Annotated in this window: 15 protein-coding genes; 9 read left to right on the plus strand and 6 right to left on the minus strand. The window is 67.0% G+C overall.

Annotated elements, in window-relative coordinates; genetic code table 11:
- The first annotated feature begins 143 nt into the window (after positions 1–143).
- The 3 genes from AAY78_RS17165 to AAY78_RS17175 are packed head-to-tail and all read left to right on the plus strand — an operon-like array spanning position 144 to position 3,584.
- Positions 144–2,042, plus strand: coding sequence for a glycosyltransferase (locus AAY78_RS17165; RefSeq protein WP_046749507.1), 1,899 nt, complete (start codon positions 144–146; stop codon positions 2,040–2,042).
- Complete coding sequence (locus AAY78_RS17170; RefSeq protein WP_046749508.1) at positions 2,039–3,001, plus strand: glycosyltransferase family 2 protein; 963 nt, start codon at positions 2,039–2,041, stop codon at positions 2,999–3,001. The genes AAY78_RS17165 and AAY78_RS17170 overlap by 4 nt, the downstream gene beginning before the upstream one ends.
- Positions 3,002–3,005: 4 nt before the next feature.
- The gene (locus AAY78_RS17175) at positions 3,006–3,584 is read left to right on the plus strand and encodes a hypothetical protein (protein ID WP_046749509.1); all 579 of its coding nucleotides are present in this window, start codon (positions 3,006–3,008) and stop codon (positions 3,582–3,584) included.
- A gap of 31 nt (positions 3,585–3,615) precedes the next feature.
- On the opposite strand, the gene AAY78_RS17180 is transcribed toward AAY78_RS17175, so the two are convergent.
- Positions 3,616–3,993, minus strand: a complete 378-nt coding sequence (locus tag AAY78_RS17180) for a hypothetical protein (RefSeq protein ID WP_127012357.1) — start codon at positions 3,991–3,993, stop codon at positions 3,616–3,618.
- A gap of 46 nt (positions 3,994–4,039) precedes the next feature.
- Entirely contained in the window at positions 4,040–4,738 is a 699-nt protein-coding gene (locus AAY78_RS17185; RefSeq protein WP_197077720.1) for a hypothetical protein, read from the minus strand.
- 121 nt (positions 4,739–4,859) lie between these two features.
- Here AAY78_RS17185 and pseI point away from each other — a divergent pair, with 121 nt between their 5' ends.
- Entirely contained in the window at positions 4,860–5,921 is a 1,062-nt protein-coding gene (gene pseI / locus AAY78_RS17190) for a pseudaminic acid synthase (protein ID WP_231589745.1), read from the plus strand.
- On the opposite strand, the gene AAY78_RS17195 is transcribed toward pseI, so the two are convergent.
- The gene (locus tag AAY78_RS17195; RefSeq protein WP_082108741.1) at positions 5,922–7,415 is read right to left on the minus strand and encodes a bifunctional UDP-2,4-diacetamido-2,4,6-trideoxy-beta-L-altropyranose hydrolase/GNAT family N-acetyltransferase; all 1,494 of its coding nucleotides are present in this window, start codon (positions 7,413–7,415) and stop codon (positions 5,922–5,924) included.
- 111 nt (positions 7,416–7,526) lie between these two features.
- On the opposite strand from AAY78_RS17195, the gene pseB reads away from it, so the two are divergent.
- From pseB to AAY78_RS17210, 3 genes are read left to right on the plus strand one after another with little or no spacing between them, the layout of a single operon-like run.
- Positions 7,527–8,516 carry a UDP-N-acetylglucosamine 4,6-dehydratase (inverting) gene (gene pseB, locus AAY78_RS17200; RefSeq protein ID WP_046749512.1) on the plus strand — a complete coding sequence of 330 codons (990 nt, stop codon included), beginning with the start codon at positions 7,527–7,529 and terminating at the stop codon, positions 8,514–8,516.
- 2 nt (positions 8,517–8,518) lie between these two features.
- The gene (gene pseC / locus AAY78_RS17205; protein ID WP_046749513.1) at positions 8,519–9,643 is read left to right on the plus strand and encodes a UDP-4-amino-4,6-dideoxy-N-acetyl-beta-L-altrosamine transaminase; all 1,125 of its coding nucleotides are present in this window, start codon (positions 8,519–8,521) and stop codon (positions 9,641–9,643) included.
- On the plus strand, positions 9,640–10,371 hold the full coding sequence (locus AAY78_RS17210) for a cytidylyltransferase domain-containing protein (protein ID WP_082108742.1): 732 nt from the start codon (positions 9,640–9,642) through the stop codon (positions 10,369–10,371). Before pseC ends, AAY78_RS17210 begins: the two co-directional genes overlap by 4 nt.
- Positions 10,372–10,390: 19 nt before the next feature.
- Here AAY78_RS17210 and AAY78_RS17215 read toward each other — a convergent pair whose 3' ends face one another.
- From AAY78_RS17215 to glf, 3 genes are read right to left on the minus strand one after another with little or no spacing between them, the layout of a single operon-like run.
- Positions 10,391–11,128 (minus strand): ABC transporter ATP-binding protein, encoded by a 738-nt coding sequence (locus AAY78_RS17215; RefSeq protein ID WP_046749514.1) that lies wholly within the window; start codon positions 11,126–11,128, stop codon positions 10,391–10,393.
- A complete protein-coding gene (locus AAY78_RS17220) occupies positions 11,128–11,946 on the minus strand; it encodes an ABC transporter permease (protein ID WP_046749515.1) in 819 nt (272 codons plus the stop codon). Before AAY78_RS17220 ends, AAY78_RS17215 begins: the two co-directional genes overlap by 1 nt.
- Positions 11,947–11,956: 10 nt before the next feature.
- On the minus strand, positions 11,957–13,093 hold the full coding sequence (gene glf, locus AAY78_RS17225; protein WP_046749516.1) for a UDP-galactopyranose mutase: 1,137 nt from the start codon (positions 13,091–13,093) through the stop codon (positions 11,957–11,959).
- Between the two features lie 220 nt (positions 13,094–13,313).
- Between glf and AAY78_RS17230 the strand changes: the two genes are divergently transcribed.
- The gene (locus AAY78_RS17230; RefSeq protein WP_046749517.1) at positions 13,314–14,141 is read left to right on the plus strand and encodes an acyltransferase family protein; all 828 of its coding nucleotides are present in this window, start codon (positions 13,314–13,316) and stop codon (positions 14,139–14,141) included.
- A gap of 98 nt (positions 14,142–14,239) precedes the next feature.
- Positions 14,240–15,427 (plus strand): acyltransferase family protein, encoded by a 1,188-nt coding sequence (locus AAY78_RS17235; RefSeq protein WP_046749518.1) that lies wholly within the window; start codon positions 14,240–14,242, stop codon positions 15,425–15,427.
- Positions 15,428–15,458 lie beyond the last annotated feature (31 nt).

Below are 15,458 nucleotides of genomic sequence, written 5' to 3' on the forward strand. Positions count from 1 at the left end.
GTCTAACCGTCGCCCCTTCGCCACCGAGGTGAGCCTCTCCGCTGATCCGAAGGGAGCGGACGGTAGGCTACTCTCTGCTCGTCGAGTCCGGCCGCTGTCCCCACGACAACCGCCTGTGACACCAACATCGGAGAAACCAACCCGTGGCATACGTCCTGCAGAACGTCGTCTTCCCCGGTGGCGACGACCCCGATGTGTTCCCGCTCTACGTGGACGCCGAGCATCGACCTGACACCGAGGACGAACGCGCGGCGCGTGCTGCTGTCACACCGATCGAGGGCATCCTCGACCGCTCCGGTGCGCGGGTCCCGGCGAAGAGCACGTGGTCTTTCAGCACCTATTTCAACGCCTTCCCCGCCGCATACTGGCGCCACTGGACGGGCGTGCGGGACGTGCGTCTCACCGTGCGCTCCACGGGATCGGGCACCGTGCTGCTGCATCGTTCGGATGCGCAGGGCGAGTCCCGCCGGATCGAGGCGCGCTCCGTCGTGGGAGACGCCACGACGACCTTCGATCTCGATCTCGGCCCCCACGAAGACGGCGGCTGGATCTGGTTCGATGTCGTCGCGGATGAGGAGCCCGTCGTCCTGGACGGTGCGCGTTGGGAGACCGAGCAGGAGCCGATCCGAACCGGCAAGGCCTCACTCGGGATCACGACGTTCGACAAGCCTGACTACTGCGTCGAGACCCTGCGGACGTTGGCATCGTCCCCCGATGTGCTGTCGCTCGTCGACCGTATCTTCCTCATCGACCAGGGCACGCGGCTGGTCGCCGAGCAGGATGGATACGAAGCCGTCGCCGAGCTCCTCGGCGACACGCTTCACGTGATCCGACAGGACAACCTCGGCGGGTCCGGTGGATTCGCTCGGGCCATGCATGAATCGCTCCTGCGTCCGGAGAGCGAGTTCGTGCAACTGCTCGACGACGATGTCCGACTCGAGCCGGAGGCCCTCCGCCGCTCGATCGTGTTCGCCCGCTACACGAGCGAGCCCACCATCGTCGGTGGCCACATGTTCGACCTGATGGCACGCTGCACACTGCACGGTTGGGCCGAGGTCGTCGACGAGGCGGCCTTCGCCTGGGGCGACGCCAACCCGGAGCGGATGCCCCACGACTTCGCGAAAGCGAGCCTGCGGGACTCCCCCTTCCTGCACGCGCGCATGGAAGCCGACTACAACGGGTGGTGGATGTGTCTCATCCCGCTCGAGGTGATCCGCGGAGTCGGACTCGCGCTGCCGGCGTTCATCAAATGGGACGATGCCGAGTTCTGCCTGCGCGCCCGCGAAGCGGGCTTCCGCACCCTCTCGCTTCCCGGTGTGGCGCTGTGGCACGTGTCGTGGGTGAACAAGGACGACATGATCGACTGGCAGGCGTACTTCCATGCCCGAAATCGGATCGTCGCCGCGCTCCTGCACTCGAACGCGCCCCGCAGCGGACGGCTCCTGGTGCACAGTCGTCGCGTCGACCTCAAACACCTCATGATGATGCAGTACTACCCCGTGGCCCTTCGCGCGAAGGCACTGCGGGACGTCCTGGCCGGGCCGCGTCATCTGCGAGAGAGCCTCGCGACAGCGATGCCCGCAGCCCGGGCGATCGCGTCCGACTTCCCGGAGACGGTCGTGCACCACGACACGTCGAACCTCGGGCGCCCGCGGACGGGACGACGCCGGTACCTGCAGGAACCGATGAGTCCTGAGGGGATGAAGCTGCGGTGGCTGACCCTCTCCACGCTCGTCTCGAACTGGTTCCACCGTCCTGCTCCGGAGAACGTCGCGGCGCCCCAGACGGAGTTCCGGAAGAAGGACGCCGTCTGGTGGCGGCTGGGAAGCGTCGACAGTGCGCTCGTGGAGACGGCGGACTCCACCGGCAAGCTCCTGTACATCCGTGACAGGCGCACGCACCGCCGGATGCTCCGCGATTCCCTCCGGCTGCACGCCGAGCTGCGCTGCCGTTGGCCCGAGCTGCAGAAGCACTACCGTGACGCGCTCCCCGAGCTCGTCTCCTCCACGTCCTGGCAGCAGATCTTCAAGGAGAAGGCATGACCGCGGCACCCGCTGCATTCGACCCGACCACGGCGACGATCGTCATCGTCACCTACAACCGCTCGCACCTTCTCACCGGACTGCTCACGAGCATCACCGCGATGGACCCGAAGCCGGGTCGCATCGTGATCATCGACAACGCGTCGGAGGACGACACCACCGACGTGGTCGACTCGTTCCGTGACGACATCGGTACCGAGATCGTGTACCGCCGTCTCGACACCAACACGGGCGGATCAGGCGGCTTCAGCGAGGGGATGCGCACCGCATACGACCTCGGCGCCGAATGGATCTGGATGATGGACGACGACGTCGAGGTCCTTCCGGACGGCCTGGCCAGGATGGGCTTCTGGACTCCGCGTTTCAAGAGCATCCAGGGGCGCCGGTACGACTACGACGGCAGCGAGTTCTACTGGCAGTACCGCATCGCCGAGCGCATGGGCATCCCGATCCCGTTCGCACCGTCCGGTTTCGACACTTCCGGCTACAAGGAGATGAACAGCGGCTGCTTCGAGGGCATGTTCATCCACCGTTCCGTCGTCGCCCAGATCGGGCTGCCCGACCCACGTTTCTTCATCTACTGGGACGACCAGATGTACGGCTGGCTCGCGTCTCGCAAGACGACCGCGGTGATCGTGGACGAGTTCGTGCTGCGACGCACACGGGAGATCAAGCAGTGGGACATGGGCATCCGGCACATGAACGCGTCGAGCAACGCCTACCGCTTCTACATCATGCGCAATCGCGCCTACATCAAGAACTACTACCGCGTGCACGGCGTCTACAACCCGGTGCTGTTCGGTCTGGGGACGGCGATGACCTTCGCGAAGGAGCTCATCCGACTGGTGTTCGTGGAGCGGACGGTGCGTGGCACCAGCAACCTGTTCCGAGGCCTGAGAGAAGGCGGCAGACTCGCCCGTGATCGGTCCTGGCAGCCGATGGCTCCCCTGGAAGGATGAGGCCATGACAGAGCAACCACAGCCGGAACTGCGTTGGGCGCCTCAGGAGCCGAAGCCGAACACCGCAGGCCGGACCTGGCTCATCGTCGGACTCATCGTCGCGGCTCTGATCATCGTCGGGGTCCTGCTGTTCTTCCTCCTCCCCCGCGGCGGATCCCCCGAGCCGGGCTCATCCGCCTCCGCCTCGCCGACGCAGAGCACGTCACCGTCACCGTCGCCCTCGTCCGAGCCCTCGATGACTCCGATCACCACTCCGCCGGCACCCGTGGACCCCACCGTCGAGGCATTCCGTGGACAGGTCGAGGGCTACCTCGACGACGCGGTCACCGGACTCGACATCGTCGCGGGATCCGACGGGCAAGCGGCGGGCGGCGTGGTCGACTTCCTCCAGGCGGACGCGCAGCGACTGTCCGAGATGGCTCCCCCGTCGTCGATCCAGGATGCGTGGAGTTCCACGCTTCGCGACTATGCGGACGACCTCGTGAAGCTCAGGAGCGCAGTGGATTCCGGCCAGGACCTCACGGGACCGCTCGCTGACGCACGGACGTCGGTCGAAACCGTTCGCCAGACGGTGGGACTCTGACCTGATGTGACCGAGGCTTCCCCCGGCTGGATCAGGCTTCGTCTTCTTCCAGCCGGCGGAGGCGCTCCTCATAGTGCGAGGCGAGCTCGAGGCGCATCCTGGCGCGCTCGTGTTCCTGCTTCGCCATCGCCAGGGCGCTGTCCGCGTCGATCTCATCGATCTGCAGCTGGGACCGGAGCCACTCGAAACGCTGCTCGAGTGCGGCGAGCTGCGGCGCGATGCGATCGAACTCGGACCGCAGGTACGAGAAGTCCGCCTGGGTACCGCCGAGACGGGCGTCGTAGTCTCGCTGCGCATGCTCGATGCTCTCTCGCGCCTCCGCGAGGCGCGGCCCCATGCGGGCGTCTACTCTGGCATCCACTCGGGCCGCGACGGCAGCGTCGAAGCGCCGCCGGAATCGGTTCAGCATTCAGTCCTCAATCATTCGGGTGATTGGCGATATTCGGGTGTTCGGCTCAGCGTTGATAGGAGATTCGACCGGTGTCGATCCAGCGACGGACCAGGACGGACTCGAGGTCGATGCGGTGCTCGGCACCGACCGCCGACGGGTCGCCGTAGGCGTGCTGCCAGGCGGTCTGCTCGGGCGCGTCGACGAATGAGAAGCCCGCCGCGTCGATCTCGGCGTCCGGAAAGAGCCTCGTCGCGATCCACAGCATCATCGTGCCGGTCGTCGCCCACTGCCCGCCGGCGCGGGGGTCGGCGCCGATCGCTTCGCCGAGCGGCAGCACCACTTCGCGGTTGGGCATCGTGACGATTCCGAGATCGGCGGGCCAGAACTCCGGAACCTTCGGGTTCTCCCAGAGAAGACGGCCCGGCTCCACCATGAGGTACAGACGTTCCGTGTAGTCCGCGAAGAACCAGGGCGTGGGTCGCACCCCTCGATTGAAGACGACGATGTCCGCCCTGCGTCCGACGGCAGCGGGTCCGTCGACATCGTCCAGACGGAATCCGTTGACCCGGAAGACCAGGTCGGCGGAATCGATCCGCTCGGCACGCACGGCCGACGGCTCCAGCGGCTGGTTGCCCACCACGGCGACGCGACGAATACGACCTGATGATCCGAAAGAGGCCGCGAGAGGACGGAGGCGATCGTAGAAGGCGACCTCGCCAGCCGTCGCTTGCTCGTCACCGACGAGCTCCGTTACGCGCCCCATAGACCACAGCCTAGGGCAATATGCCGGCTGGACCGGAACTGCACCCGGAGGTGGAGGATCGCATCGCCGGTACGACGCGTGCCGGGATCACGCATGACCGGTGCCGTCTAGAGTTATCGGCGTGACTTCTGCACAGATCATCGATCTCTCCTCGGCGAAGATCGGCACCGGCTCCCCCGTCTTCACCATCGCCGAGATGTCGGGCAACCACAACGGAGACATCGAGCGTGCGCTCGCGATCGTTGATGAAGTGGCCTCGACCGGGGCGCATGCCCTCAAGATCCAGACCTACACCGCCGACACGCTCACGATCGACTCCGACCGCCCCGAGTTCCGCGTGAAGGGCGACCACGATCTCTGGGGTGGACGCAATCTGTACTCGTTGTACCAGGAGGCGCACACGCCCTGGGAGTGGCACGCGCCCATCTTCGAGCGCGCCGCCGCACACGGCCTGATCCCCTTCTCCACGCCGTTCGATCCGACTTCCGTCGAGTTCCTCGAGGGTCTCGGCGTCGAGCTCTACAAGACGGCGTCCGCGGAGATCGTCGACCTTCCCCTCCTCCGCGAGGTCGCTCGCACGGGGAAGCCCATGATCGTATCGACGGGTATGGCCACGCTCTCCGAGATCGACGCCGCGGTCACGGCCATCCGCGACTCCGGCAACACGCAGCTGGTGCTGCTCGCCTGCACCGCGGCCTACCCGGCCATCCCCGAAGAGGCGCGACTGGGCAACATCCGGACGCTGCGCGACGCCTTCGACGTGCCCGTCGGCCTCTCCGACCACACCCTCGGCATCGGGGTCGCCGTGGCGGCGGCGGCTCTCGGGGCCGTGGTGATCGAGAAGCATGTCACCCTCGACCGGGGCGACGGAGGCGTGGACGCCGACTTCTCCCTGAGCCCTGCCGAGTTCGCCTCGCTGGTCAGCGCGTCGGAGCAGGCACGGATCGCCGCAGGAAGCGGAACCGCCTTCGGTCCCACCCCGCAGGAGCAGACCGTCCTCGCACTCCGCCGGTCCCTGTACGTGACGGCGGATGTCCGCGCCGGCGACGTCGTCAGCGCGGCGAACGTCCGCTCTATCCGCCCCGCCGGCGGTCTGGCACCGGAAGCCTACGGGCTGGTCGAAGGGCGCCGTTTCACTCGTGATGCGGACCGAGGCACCCCGCTGTCCTGGGACCTGCTCTAGTCAGCCAGCCGGCGAGAGACGCCACTTCGCGAACGTGGCGAAGCCGCCGGCGTCGGCGGGAAGGTGCGGCAGGTATCCAGCCCGCTGGAACAGCTTCGAAGAGGCCGTGTTCGTGGTGTGGACGGTCGCGAGGAGGCGACTCGGCGCGTCCACGATCAGTGCCTGTTCCGAGGCGGCGAGCACGGCGCCGGCGAGGCCACGTCCGCGCTGTTCCGGGGCCACCGTGATCGACGCCTCCCAGTCCGTCGGGGAACGCCGGTCCCACCGCGTCGAGGCCACCGGTCGTCCTTCCGACTCGATGACCAGGAGCCGGCGGTCCGGATCGGAGAGGGTGCGGTCGAGCCACGAGACGTGCGAATCCCATTCGAGAGCTTCGCTCGACCGGGAGTGCGCTCGAGTGGCTTCGTCGTTGCGCCAGTCGTAGAGCACCCTGACGTCGTCCCGCGTCGCCGGGCGCACGCTGATCGGAGACGAGGGACGGGGCTCGTCGGGCCCTGCATCGACGAGTTGCTCCCAGGATGCGACGATCCGCCATGTCCCGAGCCCGTCGACCGTGTCCCGAAGCGCGGCTGACTGCGCCGCCAGCGCGTCGCCGTCATGCAGAAGAGCACCCAGCTCGACGACCCGTGCCTCCAGATCGGCATGGGGCGGAACACCGAGCCCCACCGCGAGCCCCCGCCTCACGACGTTCGCGTAGCCAGGACGCTGATTGTCGACAGCGCACAGGACGGCCATCGGAACGCCCATGCACGCGAAGTCCCACACGGACGTCCCGGCCGCTGTCACCGCGAGATCATGCTCGCGCGCCAGGGCAGGCAGATCATCGACGAATCCGCGCACCTGCACGTCATGGACGGACGCGGCGGCAGCCTTCCGCACCTCCAGGCGGTCGCGCGGATCGATCACCGTGACACGAAGCGGCGCGGGCACACCGTCGAGCGCTTGCACGACATGCGCCGTGAGCCCCCGGGGGTCGGAGCCGCCCATGACGACGAGCACACGGGGCACTGCGCCTGGCCGGTGTGATGCGGCGCGCTGACGGAGCACCTGCTCGCGTACCACCGCGACATCGAGACCGGCCAGAGGGTGGCGGGTGAGGTCAGGACGCGCGAACGTCTCCTCGGCCCCGAGGTTCGCGTCGATCGAGAGATCGGCTTCCCGGACGCCGTAAGGGCCGTCCTGCATGTTGCTCACCAGAGTCCCGGAACCGCGAACATCGGGCACGTCGGTGTATGCGTCGATGTGCAGGACGTCCACCTCTCCGGCCACTGCGAGGATCGTTTCGGGAAGCTCGGCCGCTCCGACGGATCGGATGGCGAGATCGGGCTCGATGCGGTGCGCGGCGGCCGATCCGGCCTCGTCGATGTCACCGATGAGCAACACCGACCATCCGCGTTCCCTGGCGACGGCGGCGATCGCGAGCGTGCGCATGAGGTGCCCCATGCCGTACTCGACCCCGGCATTGCAATGGAGGAGGGCTCGTCGTCGACTCATCGTTCGCCCTTCATCACCGTCCGCAGGCACGCCCGTACCCACCCGATAGGATAGGCCGGGCGTGATTCAACCCGGGAATCCGCACCATTCCACGACGCTGAGGGAGACAGAGTGTCGGTTCTCGAGGGCTCGAGCATCCTCATCACAGGCGGCACAGGATCGTTCGGCAAGGCGTTCATCCGCCACGCGCTGACGCACCTCGATCCACGGCGCCTCGTGGTCTTCTCCCGCGACGAGCTGAAGCAGTACGAGGTACGGCAGCAGTTCGGCGACGACCCCCGGCTGCGCTGGTTCATCGGCGACATCCGCGACGAGCGGCGCCTCGCCCGCGCCCTGCACGGAGTCGACTACGTGGTGCACGCAGCCGCGCTCAAGCAGGTGGACACCGCGGAGTACAACCCGTTCGAGTTCGTCAAGACCAACGTGCTGGGCAGCCAGAACGTGATCGAGGCATCGATCGATGCGGGCGTGAAGCGGGTCGTCGCCCTGTCGACGGACAAGGCCTCCAGCCCCATCAACCTCTACGGCGCCACCAAGCTCACAGCCGACAAGCTCTTCATCACCGGGAACCACTACGCGGCCGCCTACGACACACGCTTCGCCGTGGTGCGGTACGGGAACGTCATGGGCTCGCGCGGCTCGGTCATCCCGTTCTTCGAGAGGCTCGGAGCCGAAGGCAAGCCGCTGCCGATCACCGACCTGCGCTGCACGCGATTCTTCATCACGCTGCCGCAGGCCGTCGAGATGGTCGTCGACACCTTCGAGCTCATGCAGGGCGGTGAGCTGCTGGTCCCCCGCATCCCGTCGATGAAGGTGACCGACCTCGCGCACGCCGTCGTGCCCGGTGCAGACCTCGTCGACGTGGGCCTGCGCCCCGGCGAGAAGCTGCACGAGGAGATGATCAGCCCCGAGGAAGGCCGTCGTGCCGTGGTGGTCGCCGACGGCAAGTACTTCATCATCCAGCCCGACCTCGCATCGTGGGGCTATCGCGTCCCGAAGGATGCCGTTCCGGTGCCCGAAGGCTTCGCCTACCGATCCGACAGCAACGACCGGTGGTACTCGCAGGCCGAGATCGCGGCCATCATCGAAGCGGGTATCTGAGGATGCTGCCGTACGGGAGACAGTCCATCTCCGAAGATGACATCCAGGCCGTCGTCGACGTCCTCCGCGGCGACTGGCTCACCACCGGACCCCTCGTCTCCGCCTTCGAGTCGAAGATCAGCGAGCTCACCGGCGGCCATCGCGCGGTGACGGCCACCTCGGGCACGGCGGCGCTGCACATGGCGTATGCGGCAGCAGGGATCTCCGAGGGCGACGTCGTCATCTCCACGCCCATGACCTTCATCGCGACGACGTCGACCGCGTCCATGCGCGGTGCACGGATCGTCTTCGCCGATGTGGAGGAGGACACCGCCCTCATCGACCCGGCCGCGGTGGATGCCCTCATCGACGACCGCACCCGGATCATCGCCGCCGTCGACTACGCCGGTCACCCCGCCGACTACGACCGGCTCACGGCGACGGCGGCGCGCTACGGAGCCCTCGTCCTCGACGATGCCGCGCACTCCATCGGCAGCACCTACAACGGCCGGCCGGTGGGCGATCTCGCCGACATCACGACGCTGTCGTTCTTCCCGACGAAGAACCTCACCACCGGCGAGGGCGGAGCGCTCGTCGCCAAGGATCCCGAGCTGGCACAGCGTGCGCACGAGTTCCACAACATCGGTCTCGTGCGGGATGCCTCGCGCTTCCAGGTGCCCGGCGAGGGTGCCTGGCATCAGGAGGTGCACGAGTTCGGCGTGAACTACCGACTCACCGACATCGCCTGCGCGCTCGGCCTGTCCCAGCTCTCCAGACTCGACGCGTTCAAACGTCGGCGCGCGGAGATCACGCGGCGCTACGACGACGCACTGGCCGATCTCGACGGCGTGCGCCGCCCGGTCCAGCGCGAGAACGTCGACGCGATGCGTCACCTCTACCCCGTGCGCATCCTCGACGGGCGACGTCGTGAGGTCTTCGATCGGATGCGGGAACTCGGCGTCGGTGTCCAGGTCAACTACATGCCCGTCTACTGGCATCCGGTGTACGCCAACGCGGGCTACCGGCGAGGGATGTGCCCGAACGCGGAGGCCTTCTACCGCGAGGAGCTGTCGCTTCCGATCCACCCTGAGCTGACCGATTCACAGGTCGACCAGGTCGTCGACGCCCTCGCGGAGGCGCTGCGGTGACACGAGTCGGGATCATCACGCAGGCGCGGATGACCAGCACCCGGCTCCCCGGCAAGGTCCTGCTCGCCGCGGGCGGACGCCCCCTGCTCGACCATCACATCGACAGGCTGCAGAAGCTCGACCTGCCACTGGTCGTCGCCACGACGACGAATGCGAGCGACGATCCGATCGCGGCGCTCGCGGTGTCCCGAGGAGCGCGCCTCTTCCGTGGCAGCGAGACCGACGTGCTGGGACGGTTCGCAGGCGCCGCGCGCGATGCCGGGCTCGACGTGGTCGTGCGCGTCACGTCGGACTGCCCCCTCATCGACCCCGCGCTCGTCAGGCGGGGCATCGAGCGGTTCGCCGAACTCGCGGACCCCACCGCACACGTGTCCAACGTGCTCGAGCGGACCTATCCCCGTGGCTTCGATTTCGAGGTGTTCTCCGCCGTTGCGCTTCTCGAAGCGGACGCACGGGCATCCCTTCCCGCCGATCGCGAGCACGTCACCCCGTTCCTCTACAGCGGCCGGGGAGCCGATACGAGCCTGCACGCCATCACCGGCACGCGCGACGCGTCGCGCTTCCGCGTCACCGTCGACACCCCGGAGGACCTCGCGGTCATCCGCGCCCTCGTCGAGACCTACAGCGCGGCTGACCTCAGCGCCGACGAGATCATCGAGGTCCTCGAAGCCCACCCCGAGCTGGTGGCCCTGAACGCGGACGTGGAGCAGAAGAAGCTCGGGGAGTGACTTCCCGAGCCGACGTGCGTCAGCGCGCGTTGTAGTCCTCGTTGTAACGGTCGAGGACCTCGGCGATCGGCGCGTCGAGGACCAGAGCGCCCTTGTCGAGGTAGAGGCCACGCGTGCAGAAACGGCGCAGGTCGCGTTCGTTGTGGCTGACGAAGAAGAGCGTGCGCCCATCGGCGAGCAGCTCGTCGATGCGTCGATAGCACTTCTCGCGGAACGCCTTGTCCCCCACCGCGAGCACCTCGTCGACGAGGAGGATCGGCTCGTCGAGCTGCGACACGACCGCGAAGGCCAGCCGCACCTTCATGCCGTTCGACAGGTGCTTGTAGGGAGTGTCCTCGAAGCCGGCGAGCTCTGCGAACTCGATGATGCCGTCGTAGCGCCGCGACACCTCCTCGCGGGACATCCCGTGCAGACCAGCGGTGAGTCGGACGTTCTCCCGCACCGTGAGGTCGCCGACGAATCCACCGGTGATCTCGATGAGCGGTGCGACTCCGCCGTTGACGGTCACCGTGCCTTCGTCCGGAAGGAGCACCTTCGCCACGAGCCGGAGCAGTGTCGATTTCCCCTGACCGTTCCGGCCCACCACGCCGATCGATTCTCCGGATCGGACCGAGAAGGACACGTCCCGAAGCGCCCAGAACTCTCCGGGTCGGGAGCGGCGGGAGGCGCCGCCGAACAGATCCTTGAAACTGCGGGACCCGCGTCGGTTGCGACGGAAACGCACTCCGAGGCTGCTGACTTCGATCGCGGTCGCCATCACAGCTCCTTCAGCACGGGTCGCTCGAGCTTGCGGAAGGCCCAGATCCCCAGCGCGAGGATCAGCAGGCTCATCGCGATGCTGATCGTCAGCGTGAACGTGTTCCACTGGTCGGGGAAGAACGGCATCCGGTAGAGCATGAAGATGCCGGCCAGCGGGTTGAAGGCTCCGAGGGTCTGGAAGATCCCCGGCAGATCGGTCACGTTGTAGATGATCGGCGTCGCGTAGAACATCGCCCGCAGGATCAGCGCCGTCGTGCGCTCCAGGTCGACGAAGAGCACGCACAGGGGCGCCACCAGCAGGCCGAGCCCGATGAGGAGGATGGTCTGCAGCACGACGGCCAGGGGAAGCCAGAGGACGCCCCACCCGATCTGCACCGTCCGGTTCGGATCGGCTTCGACCAGAAGGTTCACGACGATGAACAGCACGAGGACCGGCAGCGAGAAGAGGAACTCGATGCCCTTGCTCAGCACGATCCGGTTCACCCAGATCGATCGAGGGATGGCCGTCGAACGCACCAACCGCGAGTCCTTCTTGAAGGCCTTCGTGAAGTCGGAGACCGAGCTGTTGAACCACACCCAGGGCAGCAGCGCGCTGATGAGGAAGATGATGTACGGCTCTTCCCCGACGTCCCGCTTGAACACCTGCGTGAAGACGAACCAGTAGATCACACTCATGACGAGCGGATCGAGCACAGACCACAGGTAGCCGAGGATGCTCGTCGAATAGCGGACCTTCAGGTCTCGGGCCGAGAGCAGCCACAGCGAGTGAAGGTATCGCCGCGGCGTCCCCGGCGCCCCGACAGCAGCGTGACTCACAGTGCCGAGTCTAGGCGAGCTCGTTGTTCCACATCGACAGCGCAGAGCCGATGGCCATGTGCATGTCGAGGTACTGGTACGTGCCGAGGCGACCGCCGAAATGCACGTCGGTCTCGCCCTTGGTCAACTCGCGGTAGGCCAGCAGGCCGTCACGGTCGGTCGGCGTGTTCACCGGGTAGTACGGCTCATCGTCGCGCTCGGCGAATCGCGAGAACTCCCTCATGATGACCGTCTTGTCCTGCGCGTAGACGTCCTTGCGCTCGGGGTGGAAGTGCTTGAACTCGTGGATGCGCGTGTAGGGCACATCCATGTCCGGGTAGTTCATGACACTGGTGCCCTGGAAGTCGCCGACGCTGAGCACTTCCTGCTCGAAGTCGAGCGTGCGCCAGCTGAGCGCACCCTCGGCGTAGTCGAAGTAGCGGTCGACCGGCCCGGTGTACACGACCGGCAGCTGACCGACCGTGGCCTTCTTGTGCAGCGGCTGCGAGTCGTCGAAGTAGTCGACGCCCAGCTTGACCTCGATGTTCGGGTGATCGGCCATCCGCTCGATCCAGGCGGTGTAGCCGTCGGTGGGCAGACCCTCCCAGGTGTCGTTGAAGTAGCGGTTGTCGTAGGTGTAGCGCACGGGCAGACGGCTGATGATGTCGCCGGAGAGCTTGTGCGGATCCGTCTGCCACTGCTTGGCGGTGTAGTCGCGGAAGAACGCCTCGAACAGCGGACGCCCGACGAGGGCGATGCCCTTCTCCTCGAAGTTCGCCGCCGACTTCACGTCGAACTCCCCCGCCTGCTCCCGGACGAGAGCTCGAGCCTGGTCCGGCGTGTACGCCGCCTGGAAGAACTGGTTGATCGTGCCCAGGTTCACCGGCATCGGGAAGACCACGCCCTTGTGCGTGGTGTAGACGCGGTGGACGTAGTTGGTGAACGTCGTGAAGCGGTTGACGTACTCCCACACCGTGGCGTTCGACGTGTGGAAGAGGTGGGCTCCGTAGCGGTGCACCTCGATACCGGTCTGCGGCTCGGCCTCGCTGTAGGCGTTGCCGCCGATGTGGTGACGACGGTCGATGACCGTGACCTTGCGGCCGGCGTTCGCGGCGCGCTCTGCGATGGTGAGGCCGAAGAAGCCCGATCCGACGACGAGGAGATCCATGTTGCTGCTTTCCGATTGATTTTCCCGCCGACACGATCCTTGCGGCCGAGCGGCTTCCGCCTAGCGAGTCTATTCGTCCGCGCCTGACAGCCAACTCCAACCGTCGGGTGTCATAGAGTCTTTGCGGCGGGAAAAGAAGGTGGCGAGATCGACGAGCGCGAGCGCAGCATCGTCCCCCGCCTCACGCCGCCCCGAAGCCGTCGTTCTCTCGAAGGATCCCATGGCACACCACACCGCGACCACCGACGGCCCGGCGACGACGGAAGTCCCCTCGTCGAGCGAGCACGCGCGGGCGGGCGTACGCCCGGAGATCCAGGCTCTGCGTGCCCTCGCCGTCCTCTCGGTCCTCCTGTACCACCTCTGGCCCACCAGATTGCCGGGCGGTTTCGTCGGGGTCGACGTCTTCTTCGTCGTCTCCGGCTTCCTCATCACGGCGCACCTGCTGCGTGAGCACACCCGCACCGGCAGGATCGCCCTGACGAGATTCTGGGCGCGACGTGCCCGCCGGCTGCTCCCGGCCTCGATGCTCGTGCTGCTCGTCACCGCCGGCGCCGTCTATCTCTTCGTGCCCCCATCGCGCTGGCCCCAGTTCGGCGGAGAGATCATCGCCTCGGCGTTGTACGGCGAGAACTGGGCCCTCGCGTGGCAATCGGTCGACTACATGGCGCTTTCCAATGTGAAATCGCCGACGCAGCACTTCTGGACGCTCGGCGTCGAAGAGCAGTTCTACATCTTCTGGCCTCTGCTGCTCCTGCTGATCGCGATGCTCGGGCGATGGGCGGGCCGGCGGCGTTCCCTCGTGATGCCGCTGGGCATCGCCTTCGTCGTCGTCGTGTCGCTCGTGCACTCCGTGCTGTTCACCGCGGCAAGCCAGAGCATGGCCTACTTCTTCACGAGCACGCGTGTCTGGGAATTCGGCGCCGGTGCGCTGCTGTCGATCCTGCTGGCCAGGAAGTCGAGCTTCTCGCTCCGGCCGCTCACCGCCGCCGCCCTGTCCTGGCTCGGCTTCGCCTCATCGTCGCGGCCATCCTGCTCTTCGGCCCCCTGACGCCGTTCCCCTCCTACACCGCCCTGCTTCCGGTGGTCGGGACATGCCTCGTCATCTTGGCCGGCGCGCCTGCCTCGCGGGTCTCGACACGTTGGGCGATGGAACGACGCTCTGTGCAGTTCGTCGGCGACGTGTCCTACGGCGTCTATCTCTGGCATTGGCCTCTCATCGTCCTTCTTCCGTTCGCGCTGGCGCGTGACCTCTCGACCGTGGACAAGATCGTGATCCTGGGCGCTTCGATCCTGCTGGGATGGCTGTCGAAGGTCGTGGTCGAGGACCCGATCCGCACGGGACGAATCTCCTCCGGCTCTCGCCCGAGGTGGGTGTTCGCAGCCGTGGCGGTCGTGATGGCGGTGGTCGTCGCTGTCGCGCTTCCCCTCGCGACGTGGCGCCCCACGCCGGTGCCAGAGCCGGCTGCATCGCCCCAGCAGTGCATCGGCGCACAGGCGATGCTCGAAGTGGGGTGCGAGGACCCGACGTCCATCCCCCTGGTCGCTGACCTCTCCTCCTTCAGCGCCGATACCCCACCGTCCGATGTGCTCGAATGCGAGGTCTCGGCCCAGGCCGAGGCGGTGAAGCGCTGCGACTTCGGCGACGAGTCATCTCCGCGCCTCGCGATCATCGGTGATTCTCACGCCACCCGCTGGGTCGAGGCGTTCCGAAGCGTCGCCGACGACGCGGGATGGTCCACCTCGACGTTCCTGATCTCGGGATGCCCGGCGTTCGTGGATGAGCTCGTCAGCACCGCCTGGGGCTATCCCGAGACCGCGGAGAACTGCCGTCGGCTCTCGGACGATGCGCTCTCCCAGATCACCGCCGATCCTCGCATCAGCGCCGTCATCCTCACGAATCGGACGCGCCTCTACGTCAGCCCTCCCGGTGAAGAGCCCGGACTGAGTGAGACCGCGGTCGCCGCGACGATCAGCCGCCTTGAGCAAGCAGGCAAGTCGGTCGCCGTGCTCAAGGATCCTCCCGAGATGAACAGCGTCCCTCCGAAGGGGGGCGGGAGCGCAGCCGACTGTCTCAGCCGCGCGACCGGCCCCGAGGACTGCACCCTTCCTCGCGCGGATGCCGCCTTCCCCGACCCGGTGACTGCGGCGGCGGAGAAGTCAGCCGCGACTGTGATCGACCTGGACGACGCCTTCTGCGATTCCGCGCGATGCTATTCCCGGATCGGCGGCCTGGTCGTCTACTCGGATGACAATCACGTGACGAGGAGCTTCGCGGCAAGCAGTCGCACCGCGCTGGCCGAGCGGCTGGCTCCGCTTCTCGACCCGGCGAACTGAATCACGGCGAACCGCTCGACGCGTGGCCTTC

It is taken from the genome of Microbacterium sp. Ag1, assembly GCF_001005635.1.
Taxonomy (GTDB): Bacteria; Actinomycetota; Actinomycetes; order Actinomycetales; family Microbacteriaceae; genus Microbacterium; species Microbacterium oxydans.

What these genes read in the sequence shown, in the direction of transcription:
- AAY78_RS17170 (WP_046749508.1), top strand. Translation starts at nt 2,039, where the DNA reads ATGACCGCGGCACCCGCTGCATTCGACCCGACCACGGCGACGATCGTC.
- AAY78_RS17175 (WP_046749509.1), top strand. Translation starts at nt 3,006, where the DNA reads ATGACAGAGCAACCACAGCCGGAACTGCGTTGGGCGCCTCAGGAGCCG.
- AAY78_RS17180 (WP_127012357.1), bottom strand. Translation starts at nt 3,993, where the DNA reads ATGCTGAACCGATTCCGGCGGCGCTTCGACGCTGCCGTCGCGGCCCGA.
- AAY78_RS17185 (WP_197077720.1), bottom strand. Translation starts at nt 4,738, where the DNA reads ATGGGGCGCGTAACGGAGCTCGTCGGTGACGAGCAAGCGACGGCTGGC.
- AAY78_RS17195 (WP_082108741.1), bottom strand. Translation starts at nt 7,415, where the DNA reads ATGAGTCGACGACGAGCCCTCCTCCATTGCAATGCCGGGGTCGAGTAC.
- pseC (WP_046749513.1), top strand. Translation starts at nt 8,519, where the DNA reads ATGCTGCCGTACGGGAGACAGTCCATCTCCGAAGATGACATCCAGGCC.
- AAY78_RS17215 (WP_046749514.1), bottom strand. Translation starts at nt 11,128, where the DNA reads ATGGCGACCGCGATCGAAGTCAGCAGCCTCGGAGTGCGTTTCCGTCGC.
- glf (WP_046749516.1), bottom strand. Translation starts at nt 13,093, where the DNA reads ATGGATCTCCTCGTCGTCGGATCGGGCTTCTTCGGCCTCACCATCGCA.
- AAY78_RS17230 (WP_046749517.1), top strand. Translation starts at nt 13,314, where the DNA reads ATGGCACACCACACCGCGACCACCGACGGCCCGGCGACGACGGAAGTC.
- AAY78_RS17235 (WP_046749518.1), top strand. Translation starts at nt 14,240, where the DNA reads ATGGAACGACGCTCTGTGCAGTTCGTCGGCGACGTGTCCTACGGCGTC.